The 20141-nt window shown below is 43.9% G+C and carries 19 protein-coding genes; 8 read left to right on the top strand and 11 right to left on the bottom strand.

Annotation, left to right across the window (positions count from 1 at the left end):
• Positions 1 to 101: 101 nt before the first annotated feature.
• Both UYC_RS0120575 and UYC_RS0120570 read right to left on the bottom strand, forming a co-directional pair.
• Positions 102 to 1601, bottom strand: a complete 1500-nt coding sequence (locus tag UYC_RS0120575; protein WP_016875424.1) for a M16 family metallopeptidase — start codon at positions 1599 to 1601, stop codon at positions 102 to 104.
• Between the two features lie 61 nt (positions 1602 to 1662).
• The gene (locus UYC_RS0120570) at positions 1663 to 3237 is read right to left on the bottom strand and encodes an insulinase family protein (protein WP_016875425.1); all 1575 of its coding nucleotides are present in this window, start codon (positions 3235 to 3237) and stop codon (positions 1663 to 1665) included.
• Positions 3238 to 3376: 139 nt separating this feature from the next.
• On the opposite strand from UYC_RS0120570, the gene UYC_RS0120565 reads away from it, so the two are divergent.
• Positions 3377 to 3991, top strand: coding sequence for a TetR/AcrR family transcriptional regulator (locus UYC_RS0120565; protein ID WP_016875426.1), 615 nt, complete (start codon positions 3377 to 3379; stop codon positions 3989 to 3991).
• 141 nt (positions 3992 to 4132) lie between these two features.
• On the opposite strand, the gene UYC_RS0120560 is transcribed toward UYC_RS0120565, so the two are convergent.
• From UYC_RS0120560 to UYC_RS0120545, 4 genes are all read right to left on the bottom strand, one after another.
• Complete coding sequence (locus UYC_RS0120560) at positions 4133 to 4573, bottom strand: DUF4332 domain-containing protein (RefSeq protein WP_016875427.1); 441 nt, start codon at positions 4571 to 4573, stop codon at positions 4133 to 4135.
• Positions 4574 to 4726: 153 nt separating this feature from the next.
• The gene (locus UYC_RS0120555; protein ID WP_016875428.1) at positions 4727 to 5479 is read right to left on the bottom strand and encodes an alpha/beta fold hydrolase; all 753 of its coding nucleotides are present in this window, start codon (positions 5477 to 5479) and stop codon (positions 4727 to 4729) included.
• Positions 5480 to 5751: 272 nt separating this feature from the next.
• Positions 5752 to 7176 (bottom strand): FAD-binding oxidoreductase, encoded by a 1425-nt coding sequence (locus UYC_RS0120550; RefSeq protein WP_016875429.1) that lies wholly within the window; start codon positions 7174 to 7176, stop codon positions 5752 to 5754.
• 109 nt (positions 7177 to 7285) lie between these two features.
• Positions 7286 to 8581: a hypothetical protein gene (locus tag UYC_RS0120545; RefSeq protein WP_016875430.1), complete on the bottom strand. Its 1296-nt coding sequence runs from the start codon at positions 8579 to 8581 to the stop codon at positions 7286 to 7288.
• Between the two features lie 539 nt (positions 8582 to 9120).
• On the opposite strand from UYC_RS0120545, the gene UYC_RS0120540 reads away from it, so the two are divergent.
• The 3 genes from UYC_RS0120540 (at position 9121) to UYC_RS0120530 (ending at position 12306) form a co-directional block, all read left to right on the top strand.
• Entirely contained in the window at positions 9121 to 10128 is a 1008-nt protein-coding gene (locus UYC_RS0120540) for a methyltransferase (protein ID WP_235082970.1), read from the top strand.
• Positions 10129 to 10493: 365 nt separating this feature from the next.
• Complete coding sequence (locus UYC_RS0120535; RefSeq protein WP_016875432.1) at positions 10494 to 10739, top strand: hypothetical protein; 246 nt, start codon at positions 10494 to 10496, stop codon at positions 10737 to 10739.
• A 184-nt stretch (positions 10740 to 10923) separates the two neighbouring features.
• The gene (locus tag UYC_RS0120530; protein WP_016875433.1) at positions 10924 to 12306 is read left to right on the top strand and encodes an aminopeptidase P family protein; all 1383 of its coding nucleotides are present in this window, start codon (positions 10924 to 10926) and stop codon (positions 12304 to 12306) included.
• 151 nt (positions 12307 to 12457) lie between these two features.
• Here UYC_RS0120530 and UYC_RS35670 read toward each other — a convergent pair whose 3' ends face one another.
• A complete protein-coding gene (locus tag UYC_RS35670; protein WP_016875434.1) occupies positions 12458 to 13597 on the bottom strand; it encodes an alpha/beta fold hydrolase in 1140 nt (379 codons plus the stop codon).
• Positions 13594 to 13806: a hypothetical protein gene (locus tag UYC_RS0120520; protein WP_016875435.1), complete on the bottom strand. Its 213-nt coding sequence runs from the start codon at positions 13804 to 13806 to the stop codon at positions 13594 to 13596. Before UYC_RS0120520 ends, UYC_RS35670 begins: the two co-directional genes overlap by 4 nt.
• Positions 13807 to 14748: 942 nt before the next feature.
• Here UYC_RS0120520 and UYC_RS39025 point away from each other — a divergent pair.
• Complete coding sequence (locus tag UYC_RS39025; protein WP_016875436.1) at positions 14749 to 14901, top strand: hypothetical protein; 153 nt, start codon at positions 14749 to 14751, stop codon at positions 14899 to 14901.
• 102 nt (positions 14902 to 15003) lie between these two features.
• On the opposite strand, the gene UYC_RS36705 is transcribed toward UYC_RS39025, so the two are convergent.
• Positions 15004 to 15201 carry a hypothetical protein gene (locus UYC_RS36705; protein ID WP_016879638.1) on the bottom strand — a complete coding sequence of 66 codons (198 nt, stop codon included), beginning with the start codon at positions 15199 to 15201 and terminating at the stop codon, positions 15004 to 15006.
• Positions 15202 to 15203: 2 nt separating this feature from the next.
• Between UYC_RS36705 and UYC_RS0120505 the strand changes: the two genes are divergently transcribed.
• From UYC_RS0120505 to UYC_RS0120495, 3 genes are all read left to right on the top strand, one after another.
• Entirely contained in the window at positions 15204 to 15368 is a 165-nt protein-coding gene (locus tag UYC_RS0120505) for a Uma2 family endonuclease (protein ID WP_321164268.1), read from the top strand.
• Between the two features lie 135 nt (positions 15369 to 15503).
• Positions 15504 to 17222, top strand: a complete 1719-nt coding sequence (locus tag UYC_RS0120500) for a diflavin flavoprotein (protein ID WP_016875439.1) — start codon at positions 15504 to 15506, stop codon at positions 17220 to 17222.
• 129 nt (positions 17223 to 17351) lie between these two features.
• Positions 17352 to 19064, top strand: coding sequence for a diflavin flavoprotein (locus tag UYC_RS0120495; RefSeq protein ID WP_016875440.1), 1713 nt, complete (start codon positions 17352 to 17354; stop codon positions 19062 to 19064).
• Positions 19065 to 19080: 16 nt separating this feature from the next.
• On the opposite strand, the gene UYC_RS37965 is transcribed toward UYC_RS0120495, so the two are convergent.
• Positions 19081 to 19224, bottom strand: a complete 144-nt coding sequence (locus tag UYC_RS37965) for a hypothetical protein (RefSeq protein WP_157171259.1) — start codon at positions 19222 to 19224, stop codon at positions 19081 to 19083.
• 324 nt (positions 19225 to 19548) lie between these two features.
• Complete coding sequence (locus tag UYC_RS0120490) at positions 19549 to 20109, bottom strand: carboxymuconolactone decarboxylase family protein (protein WP_016875441.1); 561 nt, start codon at positions 20107 to 20109, stop codon at positions 19549 to 19551.
• Between the last annotated feature and the right edge of the window lie 32 nt (positions 20110 to 20141).

The following is a 20141-nucleotide window of genomic DNA, read 5'->3' as shown; positions in this document are numbered from 1 at the left end:
TTTTTACAAAACACCCCTCTCCAACACAGAAGAGGGGTTTTTTAATAAAAAGAGAGATGCGGGTAATTTTTTGCCTCAGATAGTTCAAAAAGCAAACTCTATTAATTTTTTGCTTGGGGTTGTGTTGAACCAGGAATTGTCACATCAATGGGCGTTACTTGTGTAGCTAGCTGTGTCAGTGGCGGTTTAATAGCAGTTTGATTTCCTACTACCAGAGTTACCAAATTTTCTGGTTTGAGATATTGCTTGGCTACTCGCTGCACATCTGCTGCTGTGGTTGCTGCTACGGCTTTTTGATAGCGGAACAGAAAATCACTAGGGTAGCCATAATATTCGTACCGCATCAGTCGCAACAAGGTTTGAGCAGGATCTTCAAAATTGAAAACAAACGAGTTGAGAGTAGACTCTTTTGCAAAAGCCAATTCTTTGGGCGTTACTGGTTGAGTTTGCAAGCGCTTAATTTCTGCTTGCAGTGCTTTGACAAACTGTACGGTAGCATCTGATCGCGTTTGTCCACCAGCTATAAATATACCAGGAAAGTCATAGCGAGGACTCCAAGCGCCGTAAACCGAGTAAGCTAAACCTTGGCGCGATCGCACTTCATTAAACAAACGCCCGCCAAACCCATTTAATACCCCATTTAACACATCTAGCGCCGGATAGTCGGGGCTGTTAAACTGTCCACCCAAATGCCCAATCAGAATATTACTCTGAGTTAGTTGTGGTTGATTGACAACAAAAACGCCGCTGCTTTTAGCTTGCGTTACTTTTGGCAATTGAAGTTTAGTTGAATTTGGATTGGGTTTCCACTCACCAAATTTGGCTTGAATCAGCGCTTTCATTTTCTTGGGTTCAAAATCTCCCACAATCCCCAAAATCATGTTGTTGGGGTAGAAGTACTGCCCTTTAAACTTCACCAAATCTTCGCGGGAGATACTATTCAGTGTTGCATACTCTGTGGTGCGTCCGTAGGGGCTATCCTCACCGTAGATTAATTTTTTAAATTCCCGTTGAGCAATCTCATCTGGACTATCATTGCGACGAGAAATTCTACCACGTTCTTGCGTCTTTGCTAATTCTAATTTATCTTCAGCAAACACAGGCTCTTGCAATACTTCGGCAAACAACCCCACCACTGTTTCTACATCTTCACTCAGAGAGTCAAAACTAGCAGTACCTACAACTTCATTAATACTAGTTTCTACTGAGGCGGCTCGTTGTTCTAAAATCTGGTTAAGCTCGTCTGCTGTATGCTTTGCGGTTCCGCCAGTGCGCATCACAGTGCCTGTTAACTGTGCCAAACCAACTTTATCTGCTGGCTCTAGGCGATCGCCTGTACGAATTAGTGCTGTACCCTTTACCAACGGCAGTTCACGGTCTTCCATCAAATAAACTACCATACCGTTATTGAGCACATATCGCTCATACTTCGGCAACTTCACCTCAGGCAGTGGGGCAAACTCCAACTCTGTATAGTGTTTTGCCACAGTTGCCGCCCAAGAAAAATTAAAAGTCAAAAGTACAAAGGCAAAAGCAACAACCAATGCATATACAAATCTTTTCCCATCTGGGATTTTGAACTTCAAATTGTGGATGTTCATCTGCTTTTTGCCAGTTCCCTTATACCTGTTCATATTTGTATTCCTTGGCATACCCCAATCTCTATTGCGATAACAGCTTGCCAATAGTACGGTTTTGGGGCGTAAACGTCGCCTTTGCTACTCGCTGAACATCAGCAGCCGTTACAGCCTCCAGTTGATTCAACTGTTTGAACAAATTTCGCCAAGAGCCAGTTTTTACCTCATACTCCAACAACTGCTGTGCCATGCCCATATTAGAATCAAGCGATCGTAATAATTCTGCTCTAGCTTGTGTTTTAACTCGATCCAACTCCGTCGCCGACACAGGTTCAGTTCTCAAAGAGTCAATTTCTTTGCGCAAAGCCACTGCCACTTCATCAACCGTGTGACCGGGAGCGGTGAGAGCATAAAATAACATCAGATTTGGATACTTATCTCCTGGAAATCCACTAAAGCCCTGTGCAGAAAGAGCTAATCGCTGCTTTTCGACTAAAGATTTATATAATCGTGATGTTCGTCCGTCACTGAGCAATCTACCAATAATGTCATAGACTGCATTGTCTGGATGGGTAATTGCTGGGCGGTGGTAGCCTTCCAAATACCAAGGCTGAGAATTTAACTTTAAAGTCACTTCTCGCGTTTGTGTTTGCTTTGGTTCTGTTGGTATCTGCCCATCAGCTTTTGCTTTAGCTTTGTAACGCCCAAAATAAACTTGCGCCAGCCTTTTAACTTCAGCAGGGTTGACATCTCCGACAACAGCCATGGTTAAATTGCTCGGTACATAGTGCGTATCAAAAAACTGTTGTACATCTTCTCTTGTCAAATTGCGGATATCTTCGTCGTAACCAATTACTGGGCGTCTGTAAGGATGAACTGTAAAAGCTGCATCATTAAACTTTTCAATCATCATGCCAATTGGTGAATTTTCCACCCGCAGGCGTCGCTCCTCCAAAATCACATCTTTTTCTTTATAAAACTCCCGAAATACAGGTTCGAGAAATCGCTCCGATTCCAGTGACATCCACAATTCCAACTTGTTAGCAGGGAAGCTGTAAAAATAACGAGTAGCTTCACTAGAAGTATTGGCATTTAAGCCTACGCCTCCTGCCTGTTCTACAATCCGCCCCAAATCATTTTGCTTGACTAGCTTGGCGGCTTGTGCTTCCACTTTCTCAAATTCAGTTGTTAATTGGGCAACCTCATCTTTATTACCAGCAGTTTTTGCGCTTTGTATTTGAGCAGCTAACTGATCCAACCGATCTAGTAGCGGCTTTTCTGCTTTGTAATCTACTGTACCAATCCGTGTTGTCCCTTTAAAAGCCAAATGTTCTAGAAAGTGTGCTACACCAGTTTTCCCATCTGGTTCGTCTACACCACCGACATCAGCATAGGTAAGAAAAGAAACCACTGGTGCTTGATGACGTTCTAAGACAATAAACTTCATCCCATTATCGAGACGAAATTCCGTCAACTGCTTAATCACCCGATCTAAATAGGGTTGAATTGAACTTTGAGTAGCTGGTGGAGTTTGAGTTCTAGCCCAAGCAACTTCTGGTAGCAATCCCCAGTTCAAAGTTAGTACTAAAAGCAACGCGACGATCAGCCGACCAGCGGGTTTTTTGATTTTTATTAGGTATATGCAATCAAGCAGGTTCATAAGCGAAAATGAAAGTAAAGTTTCATAACTCAAGTATCAAGTAGGGCGTTAATCTTGTATTAAGCTTTCTGTGCTTTTTGTACTTCTCGTAAGACAATAATGCTACGAGTCCTGTTCCGGATATCTCACTATAACTGTTATGCGTGTCTTTAATTCTCCTCCGCCATCAGAGGCACAAACGCGTAGTCGTATTTTACAAGCAGCACGACGCTTATTTGCCTCCCAAGGATTTGATGGTACCACCACCCGCGACTTAGCACAGGCAGCAGGCGTTGCGGAGGGGACGCTATTTCGTCATTTTCCCAATAAAAAGGCGATTTTAGTTGAGGTAGCAACTCAAGGATGGGTTGAGATTCTTACTGATTTACTCACAGAGTTGAGTGAAATGGGCAGCTATAAAGCTGTAGCTCAGGTAATGCGCCGCCGGATGTGGAATATGCAAAAAAATGCCGATCTGATGCGAGTGTGTTTTATGGAGGCACAGTTTCATCCAGATTTACGCGATCGCATTCAGTCGGAAGTAATTGCCAAAATGACAGATGTTGCCGAAGCCTTCTTTCAAACAGCTATGGATAAAGGAATTTATCGCAAAATGGATGCAAATTTGGTGGCAAAGGTATTCTTGGGAATGTTTGCAGTCGCAGGCTTCTCCCACAACACATTAATGGAACCAGATGCCTCTCCCCAAAAAATGCAGGAAATGGCAGAAGGGCTTGCTGATATCTTCCTTAACGGCGTATTAGTTAGGGACTAGGGATTAGGGATTAGGGACTAGGAATATTAGGGACTAGGAATATTTATTTGGAATCATTATTTGGAGACTAATTCTAAACTCGCCCCTAGCCTCTAGCCTCTAGCCTCTAGCCCCTAGCCTCTAGCCCCTAGCCTCTAGCCCCTAGCCTCTAATCGACTTTGCCTGCTGGCTCCACTGCTGCACTTGCTCAACAGTAGGACATAAATCTCGCCGCTGCATTGTTGCTACTTGCAAGCGTAAAATTTGCTGATGCAATCTGTGGGTAGGAATATTAACCAATTGGGCAACAGAACCCACACCAGCATGAAGCAATAATCCGCAATATTGGGTACCGACGCTAGGAATTCGTGCTAAATCAGCCAAGGCTACCCATTTATTTACATATTGAAGATGGACTTGTAATTTATTTGCTAGGGTGAGGCGAGCCTGTGGAGTTTTGCCTTCTTTGACCAGCACTTTTGTGGTTGTAATGCCGCAATTTTTGAGTTGAGATGTTTCTTCTGGGGATAATCCCGGCAATTGTTCAATCGGCCAGTCACATGATTGTAAGACGTTAACTGGCGGTTTAGGTTTAGGAGGCATTTCTGGAAATAAAAAATAGGCTTATTTAAATATTGTGACAAATACGCTAAGAAGACTGGACAGCAAAAAATCATAGTGGCTCCTTTTAGGTGCAGCGATCACTATGCGGACACGATCGCCAGCACCAACTCACCCATTGTACCCAGCCAATTTCTAACTCTGGTTCACCGCTTCTAAAAATTTCGTGATGTGGGGAAGCACCAAATCGCTTTTCGCCATCGCCGCAAAATGATCGCATTCAGGGAAAGAAACGAATGTTACCTTAGGCATATGTTTGGCACATTCCTGAATCTCGGCATACCTGAAGTCAGTTTCACCTGTAAACAACAAACACGGCATTGTCATGGTTGGCAAAACATCTTCTATAGAGTCTCTATCCTGGGCAAGCGCCATCAAAGCCTCTATATCGTTGGACATCAACCGCGTCTTACCAGCAGGAGTCAGCCACTGTCCGAACATCGCCTCAGCAAAACTAACTAAACCCTCCATCCCTTTGCTCATTGGCTCTCGGAAAGGCTGCATACTTTCTTCATAGGGATGAGCACCACCGATAATGAGGCTGTGCAAGCGTTCTGGAGCATATTTAGCCATGCCAAACCCTATCCATCCACCCATCGAGTAACCAAAAAAGTGGGCTTGACGAATATTGAGATCGTCTAAAACCGCAGTCACATCCCCAACTCTCAACGGCAATGCATAAGCTGCGGGATCGTGAGGCTTATCGCTAGCACCATGCCCGCGAGCGTCAAGCAAGATGAGTTGATAGTCGCGGCTGAGGGCTTTAGTGTAGCTCTTTTCTTGCCAATCCTCCCAGGTCTGAGTTATACCGTGATGGAGGATTAGCGGTGGGCCGTCTCCCTGCACTTGGTAGTGAATACGGATTCCTTGGTTGTTGGCATAGGGCATAATAATCACCTCCTTTCTCTGGCAAACTCGTGAAAATGTTGAATTGATACTCCACAGAACTAATCAGCCCTTTATATTTGTCAAGCGATCGATTCAAGAACAGCCACCAGGCAAGCCCACCACCCTCGTTACCAGGTTCAACCTGGTAACGAGAATTTAAGAGCTTCAGGCTCTCCCACTCGTAGGGCGTAGCACTTCCCGCAGGGTATGGTGCTAAAGGCATTAGAAAACCCTTTTCCCATAAGAGTGCAAAATTTACTTTTGCAAGGAGTCTAAGCTGTGGCTGGCTTGATATTTTGATTGACGCGGAACAGATTTGTCGGATCGTACTTGTTCTTAATAGCAACCAAACGCTCGTAGTTATCACGGTAAGTTGCCTGGACACGCTCTTGCCCTTCCTCCATCATGAAATTTACGTATGCTCCGCCGCAAGTATAAGGATGCAGAGCATTCCAATACTCTTTTGCCCAGGTAGTAATTTTTTGAGCGTTTGCCGGATCTGGATCGATACCAGCCATCACCATCGACCATTTTGCCTCACGGAAACTAAAAGCTGTGTCATTTTTGCCGACTCGATTTACTGCGCCATCAATCGGATACAGGTGCATCGTTGACAACAAGCTTGGGAGTTGCGAACCATATTTCATATGTAAGGCGATCGCTTCGTCACTCAACTGATTCACAAAATCACCTTTCCAATACCACTGCATCCCTGTTGGCATCAGCGGATCGAACATACTTTGTAATTCTGGATAAGGCATTGGGCCAATGTGTTCAAATGCCGGAGTAGCAAAATTGTGGATCGGTCGGAACGCTTCCTCTACTTTTTCTTCCGCTCCGGTATAACACCAAATTATGCCGCACATTGTCTTTGTGTGCAGGTGTTCGGGAAATGGTGGCCCCGGTGGTACTTTCAGGAAGGCAAAAAAGCCATACAGGTCTTCCGGTGCGTTGGTGATAAAATCCCGATACCATTGCATCAACTCGGTTGCCCGATCTAAATGCCACAGCGTCGGCCCAGCATAAACCGTGCTAACGGGATGTGCCTGGAATAAAAAGGAAGTGACAACGCCAAAGTTACCTCCACCGCCACGGATTGCCCAGAACAGATCCTCGTTCTCGTTTGCATTGGCAGTAACGAAACGCCCGTCTGCCAGTACTACATCTGCTTCCAGAAGATTATCAATGGTTAAACCATACTTGCGAGTCAGATAGCCGTGTCCGCCACCCAAGGTCAGTCCAGCAACACCGGTAGTAGAGTTAATTCCACTAGGTATAGCCAGACCAAATGCATGGGTTGCATGATCCACATCCCCTAAGGTGCAGCCGCCTTCGACCCTCACCGTGCGAGCCTGCGGGTCAATGCGAATGCCCTTCATGCGCGAGAGATCGATGACCAAGCCATCATCGCAAGTTCCCAAACCTGCACCATTATGTCCGCCACCTCGAACTGCAAGCAGGAGTTTGTTTTCGCGGGCAAAATTGACAGCATTGATGACATCTGCCACATTTGCACAACGGGCAATCAAGCAAGGATGTCGGTCAATCATGCCATTGTAGACTTTGCGGGCGTTTTCATAGCCTTCATCGTCAGCAGAGAGTAGTTCACCACGCAGGTTGGATTTAAATGCTGTTACTCTTGCTTCCTCCAGAACAGTCTCTTCACCCGTGGTGGTGGCAATATGTAGGCTGACCATAATATTCCTCCTTCTAGGTTGATCCGTGAATTTACCTATATACCTTATGAATCAAGGGTAAAAACCTAATTTACGGATATGTCTTTTGCGTGCTTTCACGGTAGCCGAGCTACATTTCCTCAGCCGAATGCCAATTCGCCATATGTTGAGCGTGAGTTTCTAGATATGCTCCTGGCTGGAAGTAATGGTCGTAGAACTCTAAATCTAAGTGATGAGCCTGAAGATAAGTGAGAATAAACACGCTAGGTACTGTACCGGGGAACTTACCGAAGCGATCGTAGATGTATTGAGCCATCAGAGCTACACAGTCTTTGAATTCTTCACTATGAATCTCTGCACTTGCTCGGATTTTGGCACTTTCTTTCCAAGGGCCTTTTGTATCGGGGTGAAATGGCCCGCCTACACCAAATTTCCGCTTCGCAAAAGCTTCCACAGCAGCACGCAGATTGGGATAGTGGGGCGGACAAAAAGCCTCGAATACTCCCGGTAAGCCAGTCGGGTTGGGAAGTGACCAGCGTTCATCGGTGTCGTAGCGAAAACCTAAACCCGGCACCTCCGGATTTCCACTGGCACCCAATACAACATGACGATCCATGCCGTCAAACATCCAACCACCCAAGCCCATTGCTTGCAGCATCAGCATCCCTGCGTAGCAACAAGTCGAAAGTTCAGCAGTGGATTCTGTTAGGGAATACTGTTCAATAAAAGTCAAGGGGAAGGGTTCGTCTAAATTCACTAAATGTTTGAATTTTTCTAGTCCTGGAATTTGCTCGTGATTGACATCGTCATAGATACAATAGCCGTTCTGTACCAAAAAGCAGAGATTAGCTATCATATGCTGGGCAATATCAGCTACCGGAATAATCAAAAGACTGCCCGGACGATTGACACACCAGGTATTGTGCCCTTCCATGTAAGGTTCGGCTGGTGGAATATACAACCGATGGTTAGCTAATTTGCGAATTCGTTGGCGATGGGCTTCTAAGAGAGCATCCAGATTTATTTTTTCGTCCGCTTGCCGTTCTACTAAAGCGTGTGCATCGCGGGTTGGAAAGAAGTAGATGCCATCGTCGTTGGTAAAAAAGATTTCACTAGTATGGAAACCCGCAGCTGAAGGAAAAGTACGCCCTCCAGCAGCAGCAGAATAGTTGGACAGATGGGGAGCATATCTGGCATGACGCGTAATCATGTGGTGCCATCCGGTATTGCCAGCAGCTGCCGTTAAAACCATCATTTGCTCTAATTCAGAAAGGGGAAAGGGCTGATGACGAGACGTAAACGCCAACGGGCCATCAGGAATTGAGGCACCCAAAGAAAACCGTCGAGCGCGTCTGCCAAATAGTGCTTCTACTAACGGGAATTCTAAAGCGGTTTTCAAACCAGGCGGGTATATGCTTGTATCCATATATTTATGTGTCTAAAATTATGTGTCTAAAATTTGTTAGGTTAATAAGCTGATTGAAAAAGGCAAAGGGCAGAGGGCAGAAGGTAAGACTTGGACAAGGAGCAAGAACGTCATTCAGATTTCCCCGTGTCCTCTTCTGTACACAATTTGGCAAGGGCTACTACCTATGACTCTGCCTAGCTGATTCTGTTTTGAATTGGTTTGCTAATTTTTTCATCTATCTTAAGACTATATTTCAGTTCTATCTCTTTATTGGTTTGCCAAATCTGTACACGTCACAACCACGATATAGCGCGTAAGTTCCCTTCTGCCACGCCACATATTTCAAGTCGGCACTAGACGCGTTCGCCGTCAGGCGTTGCGTTAGCTAGCGGCTACCCTCCGGGAAGCCGCAAGGGCGCAGTGGCTTCTCTGCCTCCAGCATAGCTGCCTTCATGAATGTAAACTGCGGTTGAATGTATAGATAGTTAGCGAGCCACTAGCAATTAAGCTGTTTTAGCTGTATCAATTATTTACTTAATGGTTTTAGGAGTAATAGCTTGCTGCCCCCTACTGCTGAAAGAATTATGGAGGTTGGATTTGGCTTCTGGGCTTCCAAGGTGCTACTGAGTGCCGTCGAAATAGAGGTGTTCACAGAATTGGCTAAACATCCAGGAGATCTTGAGAATTTGCAGACTCGGCTTGGTTTGCATCCAAGATCGGCACGGGATTTTCTGGATGCGCTGGTTGCCATGGGGTTCCTGCGTAGAGAAGGAAACATTTACCATAACGCTCCCGATACCGATATGTTTTTAGATAAACAAAAGCCTTCTTATATCGGTGGCATACTGGAAATGGCAAACCATCGCTTATTCGGTTTCTGGGGACACTTAAGCGAGGCATTGCGGACAGGCGAGATGCAAAACGAAGCTAAGGGTGGAGAAAATTTCTTTGGGACACTTTACGCCGATCGCGATCGCCTCAAAGAATTTCTTCGGGCTATGTCTGGGGTTAGTCGTGGGGCGAATATTTGTATTGCCGAGCGTTTGCCTTGGTCTAATTACAAGTCTTTTGTAGATGTTGGCACAGCCCAAGGTGACTTAGCCGTGCAAATTGCTAAAGCTAATCCACATCTGAGCGGGATTGGGTTTGATTTGCCTGTAGTTGCTCCGGTGTTTGAAGATTATGTCGCCGAGCAAGCTCTTAGCGATCGCATCCGTTTTATGGGTGGTGATTTCTTTCAGGACGATTTGCCCAATGCCGATGTGATTCTCATGGGTCATATTTTGCATGACTGGAGTCTGGAAGAGAAGAAAATGTTGATTCGTAAGGCTTATGCATCTCTTCCCGAAAACGGACTTTTAGTTGCTTATGATGCTGTGATTGATGATGAGCGATGCAAGAATCTGTTCGGTTTGTTGATGAGCTTAAATATGCTGATTGAAACCCCGGCAGGATTTGACTATACAGGCGCTGACTGTTGCCAATGGATGAAAGAAGCCGGATTTCGTGAAACACGAGTAGAATACTTAATCGGCCCAGACTCGATTGTGGTGGGCATTAAGTAATATCGTGTCCGGTGAAAGACTGATCATGAAAGTCGCAGGAAAGCAGGGTGCAGGGGGAAAGAGGGTTTTCCATTTCTCATTACCGTGTCTGCTCATGATTTTAGGCGGAGCCTCAATCAATGCTTTCCCAGGCTCCAGCCTGGGAAAGAGAAAAAATCAATTTGTGTATAGACCGTAGCTCAGTATAGGGGGCAAACACCTCTTAATGTTTATTTCTATTTACATTTATTTAAAAAAATTACCATAGAAAACAAAGCTTGCCGTTGCAATTGTGTGTTGGCGATCGCTTTGAATTTACTACTATCTAAAATGCATTCTCGCATTAGTGTAGAAAGTAAGTAGTTTTTCTTCAAAGGATAGAAATTATGTTCCGCACAACTGAGGGCTTGAAGAAAAAAGGCATTGTGGGAGGTATTCTTGCTATTGCTAGCTTAATCATATTTTCAACAGGATTAGCCAGTTGCAACTTAGGCAGAGTAAATCCCGCAGGCGAACGTCAAGAAGAACGAGAGGGTTATGAAAATCCACGTCGCTCGGATGATGACGATGATGAGAACAACGAAAGAAGAAATCGACAAGAAGATAGGGAAGATGAAGAGGATGATGATTAAAAGTCTGCAATCAGATGTAAATCTGATTTACAGCCATTTTCAGAGAAATAGACCACACTATACTGTAAGGGCGGGTTTTGTTTCAATCTCTAGCTAAAGCCGAAAAGATATCTGCTAAACCCGACCCTACAAAATTTTTGTTGAAATAAAATTTGCTGTATAAACTTTTCATCCTTGCTTGCTCATGGATATACAAAACTTTTCTAGTTCCCTCGTCGATACTCTCCGTCAGCGACGACAAAGACTAGCTGCCCGCATAGATTTTCCCGCAATTTTGTGGTCAGGAAGCAGTAGTCCGCGCAACTATCCAGCCAATGTATATCGCTTTCGTGCTAGCAGTCATTTCCTTTACTTTGCTGGGCTTCCCCTGTCTAATGCGGCAATTCGCTTGGAAGCAGGCAAGCTGACATTATTTATGGACGATCCCGCACCCAGTAGCGCCCTATGGCATGGAGAAATGCCCAAGCGCGAAGAAATTGCCCAGGCGATTGGGGCGGATGCTGCTTTTGCGATCGCTGAACTAGAGTCATACTTAGAAGGAGCAGCAACAATTGCCGTACAGGATGCTGCCACTTGGACACAACAGTCGCAGTTGTTAAATAGATGGGTTTTACCGCAAAATCAATTGCAGGGAATTGATTTAGAATTAGCCAAGGCTATTGTTGAATTGCGCCTCACCCATGATGCAGGAGCCTTGGCAGAATTGCGAAAAGCTGCTGCTGTTACTGTCGAGGCACACAAGGCTGGGATGGCGGCAACAGTGAATGCCAAAATAGAGGCACAAGTGCGTGGGGCAATGGAAAAAGTCATTATCGCTCATAATATGACTACTTCCTACAACAGTATTGTCACTGTTCATGGTGAAGTTCTGCATAACGAGCAGTATCACCACTCTCTGCAACCAGATGACTTACTGCTTGCTGATGTTGGGGCAGAAACAGAGATGGGTTGGGCAGCAGATGTTACTCGTACTTGGCCTGTGACTGGTAAATTTTCATCTACCCAACGAGATATTTATGATGTAGTGCTAGCAGCTCATGATGCTTGCATTGCTAAAATACGCCCTGGTGTTGAGTATGGAGAGATTCACTTATTGGCGTGTACGGTGATTGCAGAAGGTTTAGTAGATTTAGGTATTTTGCAAGGACAGCCTGAAGATTTGGTAGAGCGGGATGTTCATTCACTATTTTTCCCTCATGGTATCGGTCATCTTGTAGGTTTAGATGTTCATGATATGGAAGATTTGGGAGATTTAGCCGGATATGAACAGGGGCGCAAAAGGAGCGATCGCTTTGGCTTGAGCTACCTGCGTTTAAATCGCCCACTCAGAGCAGGAATGTTAGTAACAATAGAGCCAGGTTTTTATCAAGTGCCAGCGATTTTAAATAATAGCGAATTGCGCTCTAGATATCAATACACGGTAAATTGGGAACGTTTATCAGAATTTGCTGATGTACGTGGTATCCGCATTGAAGATGATGTTTTAGTAACAGAGCAAGGTAGCGAAGTTTTAACAGTTGCTTTGCCAACGGATGCGAGTGCTGTAGAGGAATTGGTTAGTGGTTAACTACTGTGGCTAATAGCTAATGGCTAATGGCTCACACCAGCATAGTTTTAGGATTTATATCAATATTTTCCCTTCTGCCATCTGCCTCTTTGCAGTCGCACTCGACGCGCTTAACCCCCAAGGGCGCTGCTCTCTGCCCTCTGACTTCTACTTACAAAGCTTTTAATACCTCTGTTTGAATCCACAAGAGTAATTCCCTGTTTACTTGTTCGGGATGTTCATCATGGGCGCAATGCCCGGCATTTTCCACTTCTATTAATTGTAGTGCTGGGTTGTAATTTAAAAAGCGCTTTGAGAGGGTAGGGGGAATCATGCGATCGCCTTTACCCCATAACAACAACGAAGGAATCTCTAAGCTACTCAAACTAGACTTAATGCACGGATAAAATTGCGGACTGAGCATTGCTTTGATAATGGCACAAAATGCTCTCGCAGAATAGCGATCGCGAGCAGGTGCGCTCAGAATTTCAATCAGTTCTTCGGTAATTGCTTCTTTGCGAGCATACGCCATTCCTAGCCAATGCCTGAGAATGCAAGGATAACGCAATAAGTAAAATAGTGGTTGCAGTAGCAAAGGTGAGGAGCAAATTCTCTTAAGGCGATTTATTAATGGGCGTATAGGTTTTGGGATTAATTCTTCTGTGCTAGATGTATCCGGCAAACTAATCATCGCTACACCTCGCACCATCTCTGGGTGAGCGGCTGCCGTTGCCAAGCAAGTTACAGAACCAATAGAATTACCTACTAGTACAGTGGGTTCTTTGATAAATGTCTGCCAAAACTCATAAACTTGCTCTACCCACAATCCTACAGAATAGGAAATATCTGGCTTGGTAGAGGCTCCAAAACCCAACAAATCCAGTGCATAAACATTGTAATACTTTGCTAGCTCTGGTATATTCTGTCGCCAGTGACCGATAGATGCACCAAAACCGTGCAGTAAAATCACTGACAACTGACTTTTAGGGTTAGATACAAAAGTGTAACGAACCTTCCAGCCTCGCCACTGCCAGTCTTTATGGTTACCACGCTGCTGTATTGCAGTAATACCCCTTTCCTGTACAGGTTTTTTGACAGACTGCAACGCCGTATTTTCTCGATTCAACGTTGCCATAAACGGTAAACCGACAATAATACAGGCTGTATAAACGTAGATATAGAAGCTAATGATATCTGATTGATTAATAGCAAAAGTAATCAGAAATATTGAGAAAGGAAATGCTGACAACAATACAATTAAATAGCTTGGTATACCAAATTCAGGATAATAGAACTGAGTAGAAGTATTCATGAACTCATTACACCTTCAATTTCGGTTTCATAAAGTAGAATTGTTGTTTCACCACCTAACCTGCCCATTTCTGGTACTTCACCCATTTCCAATTCAATGGCGTAAGTCCATGTACCAGAAGTAGGCTGTAAACATAAGACTTTACCTACACCACCAATAAAGGAAACTACTTGATTAGGGCTGTATCTGGGTGAGTGTATAGTCAACATTTTTATACTCCCAATCGGATTACAATGATTGAATTAAATGAATAGACTTATCTTGCTAATTGTTAGTTTCAAATAATAACTATAAACACCTAATAATTAACAATTTTTAACTGAAAACTAATACTTAACTATCTTAATTGTTTATGTTTATTTACGCTCATTTATTTATAAACATGACCTATGTATTTCGATACTATTTCTTGTCAATACTGAAAAGCCCTATCAATAGGCTTAAAGCTCACATACCCTAAAGGATGATTTTGGTAGGAATTTAAATTGAATAATGCTATACAAGTAAAAACTATAGGGGCAGGTTTAGCAGATAAATTATTGTTTGCTAGTGTCACGCCAGAACTGAAGTACCCTACGGGAAGCCGCCTCCTGTGTCTACAGGGCTGCATAGCACAAGTCTACTAAAGAGGGCTGAAATATGCAGCGAGTCTCAACTTATATCTTGCATCCACGCTCTTATCCGCCAAGAAATTTATTTCTTGGCTTAAAGCTAAAGTCTACTAAAGTAGACTATGTAAACTTTTTAGTCAGTTTTAACTGACTTGAACGATAAGAGAGGAACTTCAGTACCCTACGGGAAGCCGCCCACTCTCCGAGAAGCCAGGCTACGCCTGTCTACTGGGCGTCTACCAGGCGTTTTAGGGGCGAGATGCAAGATGTGAATTAAGTAGACTTTAGCTATTAGGTGGGAGAATTAATTCTACGGCTGGATGGCAACGAAGCGAAGATTTAAAAGATGCGGGTAATGACAAGTATTGGAAGGCTGGGGCTAAATGAACAATAATTATGTATGCTCATATCGAAATGTTATTACGCCTAAAGATTAAATAACCAATCTTGTGTTGCTTTTGGAAAATGCAAATAGACATCTCCGCAATATAAACAAAATCAGATTAATTAATACTTAACAATTTTTATGCAAGTAAGAACATGAGTACTGTATTAGAGTGCATCGAACAAAATTCCCACGAGACACAGCGATTGGTTGATCTAAAGTATGAGCAGCTAGAGCAGCTAATTTCAGAAGCGATCGCATTACATAAACTTACTGGGTATTATAGGCATCTTATATTTGATTTCTGAAAAAGACTACGAGATAATACGGAAGGGTGGAGTTTATCTGCCAGATCGCCTGTTGTGGAAGAGTGAGCGATCGCATTTTAGCATTTATCAATTAGGTAGACATCAAACGCCATCTTGATCGAGGCATAAAATGCCAGCACCATAGGTAATTTTGGCATTAGATACAGTACCACCACTAGAAGTATCAATTAAATCTACACCTAGAGACTTGAGTTTATCTGCCAAGGCTTCTGTACTGCTTGGAGTACAGAACTCAGATGGGATGGTTGATAGATCCGAAGGAACAATCTGTGTTTGCATATTTGTCGGATCGACCTACTGCTGTTTACGATCAACCAAAAGCACAATTACCAGTGCCTGACTTTGCCAAAGATTTTAGTCTTACGGTAGAAGATTTATTCAGTTGGCTACTTGATGAAAAGAAATTGAAACTGATCTCTACCACTAATGCTTGCGATCGCACTTGATCATTTGGGTAGTGCTGCAGTCCACTATTTTATTTTTTTTAACTTATCTATAGATTTTTTAATATTTGTTTACAATTGACTCGTGCAACAATAGGTTAAAGAGGAAGAAATACTCATTCGCTATGGAGGGGAGTAATGGTAGCACTCGCCGAAAATCCAAAAAAAAGACTGACTGTACAGGTTGCTGAAGTTGCGCCGGAAACGACGACTATTCGTTCTCTAGATTGGGATCGCGATCGCTTCGATATCGAATTCGGTTTGCAAAATGGTACTACCTATAACTCGTTTATCATCCGCGGTGAGCAGACGGCATTAGTCGATACTTCCCACGAAAAGTTTCGTCAGTTATTTTTAGATACTCTTAAAAATCAAATCAATCCAGTAGATATTGATTATTTAATTATCAGCCATACTGAGCCAGACCACAGTGGTTTAGTTAAAGATGTGCTGCAACTTGCTCCGGATGTTACCGTTGTCGGTTCTAAAGTGGCAATCCAGTTTTTAGAAGACTTGGTGCATCAACCCTTCAAGCGGCGAATCGTCAAAAATGGCGATCGCCTAGATTTGGGCAACGGACACGAATTAGAATTCGTGATTGCACCAAATTTACATTGGCCTGATACTATCTTTACCTACGACCACAAAACCCAAATCCTGTTTACCTGTGATGCATTTGGGTTGCACTATTGCTCGGATGCTACTTTTGACGAAGACTTAGAAGCAATATCCCCTGATTTTGAATTTTACTATGAATGTTTGATGGCTCCTAATGCCCGGTCTGTTTTATCTGCCCTAAAGCGCATGGGCGAACTAGAAAAAATCGGCATGATTGCCACAGGTCACGGGCCTTTACTTTATCACAATGTTGAAGAACTAACCGGACGCTATCGCAGGTGGAGCCAATCCCAAACCAAAGCAGAGACTGTTGTTGGCATATTTTACGTTTCAGAATATGGCTTTAGTGATCGCCTCGCTCAAAGCATCACCAACGGTATCACCAAAACAGGCGTAGCGGTAGAATGGGTAGATCTCAAGTCAGCAGATTTGCAAGAACTCCAAGAAATCGTCAGTCGGTGTACGGGAATTGTCGTAGGAACACCGCCAACGTCTGATACTGCTGCTCAAACTGCTCTGAGTGCGGTTTTAGGTGCTGCTAAAGAGAAACAAGCTGTAGGCATATTTGAGACAGGTGGTGGCGATGACGAGCCAATCGATCCACTGTTAAGTAAATTCCGAGATTTAGGTTTAACACCAGCCTTTCCGGCAATTCGGATCAAACAAACGCCTACAGACAATATTTATAAACTGTGTGAAGAAGCAGGGACAGACTTAGGGCAGTGGGTGACACGCGATAAAAGCATCAAAGCGATGAAATCTCTTGGTGCTGATTTAGACAAAGCTTTAGGCAGACTTAGTGGTGGATTGTATATCATTACCGCCAAAAAAGGTGATGTGAAAAGTGCGATGCTTGCATCTTGGGTAAGCCAAGCTAGTTTCAAGCCTTTGGGAATATCAATTGCGGTGGCGAAAGATAGGGCTATTGAATCACTCATGCAAGTGGGTGATAAGTTTGTGCTCAACGTTTTAGAAGAAGGCAATTACCAAGGCTTAATGAAGCATTTCCTCAAACGTTTTGCCCCTGGTGCCGATCGCTTTGAAGGAGTCAGAACCCAGAGTGCCGAAAACGGTGCGCCTATTCTCACCGATGCTTTGGCTTATATGGAGTGCGAAGTTGTTAGCCGAATGGATGGTGGTGATCATTGGATTGTTTACAGTACCGTATATGCGGGAAGAGTGAGTAAGCCAGATGCACTAACTGCCGTACATCATCGTAAAGTTGGAAATCATTATTAAGAGGGACTAGGGACTAGGGGCTAGGGACTAGTAAGAGCAGAGAGTTAGAGAAAATCCTTGTCTCCTCTTGTCACTCCTAGCTTCTAGCCCCTAGCCTCTAGCCCCTAACCCCTAGCCCCTATTTCAGCCATGACATCTACAAAACCCCGTGACGTTCAAGTTCTTCCCATTGCTACCGATACGACAATATTGCGATCGCGCAGTTGGACAAGACTCCGATTTGAAATTGAATACGCCCTAGCTAAGGGTACGACTGCAAATTCTTATTTAATTAAAGGGGAGAAAACTGCCCTTATCGATCCTCCCGGAGAAACTTTTACGGAGATTTACTTAGATACATTACAGCAGCGGTTTGATTTAAAACAAATTGATTATGTGATTCTCGGTCATGTCAATCCCAACCGCGCCGCAACTCTCAAAGTATTACTAGAACGTGCGCCACAGATTACGTTTGTTTGTTCTAATCCTGGGGCGATCAATTTGCGGGGGGCATTAGAAAACCCAGATTTGCCTATTCTTGTCAAACGTGGAGAAGAAACCCTGGATTTAGGCAAAGGTCATCATTTACAATTTATTCCAACGCCCAACCCACGCTATCCAGATTTGCTTTGCACTTACGATCCGCAAACAGAAATTTTATACACAGATAAACTCTTTGGAGCGCATATCTGCAGCGATCAGGTGTTTGATGAAGGTTGGCAAATTTTTCTCGAAGATCGACGCTATTATTTTGAGTGTTTGATGGCTCCCCATGCCCGTCAAGTCGAAACTTCCCTAGAAAAGCTTGCTGATTTGCAAGTCAGAATGTATGCACCCAATCACGGCCCTTTGGTACGCTATGGCTTAATTGAACTCACCAAAGCTTATCGGGAGTGGAGCCAACAACAAACCTCCCAAGATACGACAGTAGCATTAATTTATGCTTCGGCTTACGGGAATACCGCAACCTTAGCACAAGCGATCGCCCACGGTATCACTAAAGCTGGTATCAGCGTCGAATCTATTAATTGCGAAGTCGCCGCTCCAGAGGAAATCCAGGCTGCCGTTGAGAAAGCAGCAGGTTTTATTATCGGTTCTCCAACTCTTGGCGGTCATGCACCCACGCCTGTGCAAACAGCTTTAGGTATTGTACTTTCCACTGCTGCCAAAAGTAAACTTGCTGGTGTATTCGGTTCCTATGGTTGGAGTGGCGAGGCGGTTGATTTACTTGAAGGCAAACTCAAAGATGCTGGCTATCAGTTTGGCTTTGACACCATCCGCGTCAAATTTAAGCCGAATGATGCCACCCTACAAATGTGCGAAGAAGCGGGCACCGACTTTGCCCAAGCTTTGAAGAAAGCCAAAAAATTGCGTACTCCCAGTCAACCCGCGACTACAGTTGAACAAGCCGTTGGCAGAGTAGTTGGTTCTTTGTGCGTTCTCACTGCCAAACAGGGTGATATCTCTAGTGCGATGTTGGCTTCTTGGGTATCCCAAGCCAGCTTTAATCCTCCTGGTTTTACGGTTGCTGTTGCCAAAGACCGTGCAGTAGAACCACTGACGCATTCAGGTAATAAATTTGTCATCAACATCCTCAAGGAAGGCAATCATATCGGTTTGATGAAGCACTTCCTCAAGCCTTTTAGCCCGGCACAAGATCGTTTTGCTGGAGTAGCTACTCAAGAAGCCGAAAATGGTAGCCCTGTTCTTGCAGATGCCCTAGCATATCTGGAATGCACCGTACAAAGCCGGATGGAAGCTGGCGATCACTGGCTTGTGTATGCAGTTGTGGACAATGGCAAAGTCCTAAATCTTGATGGTGTGACTGCCGTGCATCATCGCAAGTCAGGGAATCATTATTAATTCATCGCTAAAGCCATTAGAGTGAGTTGCCTTGTCTTCGTTCTTTAGGCGATCGCTCTTTCAAATCGGCGTTGCTGAATCGCGGTATGAATTTGATGTGTAGAGACGCGATATATCGCGTCTGGGCAGGGGTTTTGGCATTACGAAAAATTATTTTCATAGCCTAAATCAGCAACGCCTTCAAATCAGAATTTCACGTGATAAATTATACAATAAGGGAGTGAAAATCTCTTTTCTCTAGCCCCTATTTTCAAACAATTCGACCATAGATGGACACAGATGACACAGATTTTATTGGTGTTCATCTGTGGTTGTAATTACAGCAAATTTCATTTATTTGAACCACGATTTTTTGTAGGGGCGGGTTTAGCAGATCTCCTTTCGGTTTGAGCTAGAGATTGAAACAAAACCCGCCCTTACAGTATTGTGTGGTCTATTCATCTGAAAATGGCTGTAACCTAAATCTTAAATGTGAACAAATTACCTACATATTCACTATTGGTTTTGCCCACTTGTATGGCTGAAATTCCTTATCTAAAGGAGTTTGAGCTATGTGATTTGTATAGTTATGCATGATTTTGATGGCAATGCCCAAAATTACTTCTAGCACTTGTCTTTTGTTATAGCCAGCCGCGATAAACTCCTCAATTTCACTATCTTCAATCCAGCCACGAGCCTGAATCATACGTTGGGTAAAATGGCGCAGTGCTTGTAATTTAGGATTGCCTAATGGTGTACCTTTACGAAGCGCTTGAACATCATTGACTGACATTCCAATCATTTTTGCCAAGCCGGAATGTGCTGCCATGCAGTAATGACATTCATGCTCATAGTTAGCTGTTAAATAAATTACTTGTTGTTCAATCGGGCTGAAACTGGTGGTTGCGAACAAATCCCATAGCGTCATTGAACCTTTGAGCAAAGCAGGAGCCTCAGCAAAAATACCTTCCAAATTTGGAATAAAACCAAACGTCTTTTGGGCGTGAACTAAAGCTTCTTTGGAGTCTTCTGGAGCTGTTGCAATTGTGTGAATCGTAAATTCCATTGGCGAAAACCTCCAACTACCACCAAGTAGAC

The sequence above is a fragment of the Chlorogloeopsis fritschii PCC 6912 genome, from assembly GCF_000317285.1.
Classification (GTDB): Bacteria; Cyanobacteriota; Cyanobacteriia; order Cyanobacteriales; family Nostocaceae; genus Chlorogloeopsis; species Chlorogloeopsis fritschii.
Note: the sequence above shows the minus strand (reverse complement) of the source record. Positions and strands in the feature narration are given on the sequence as shown.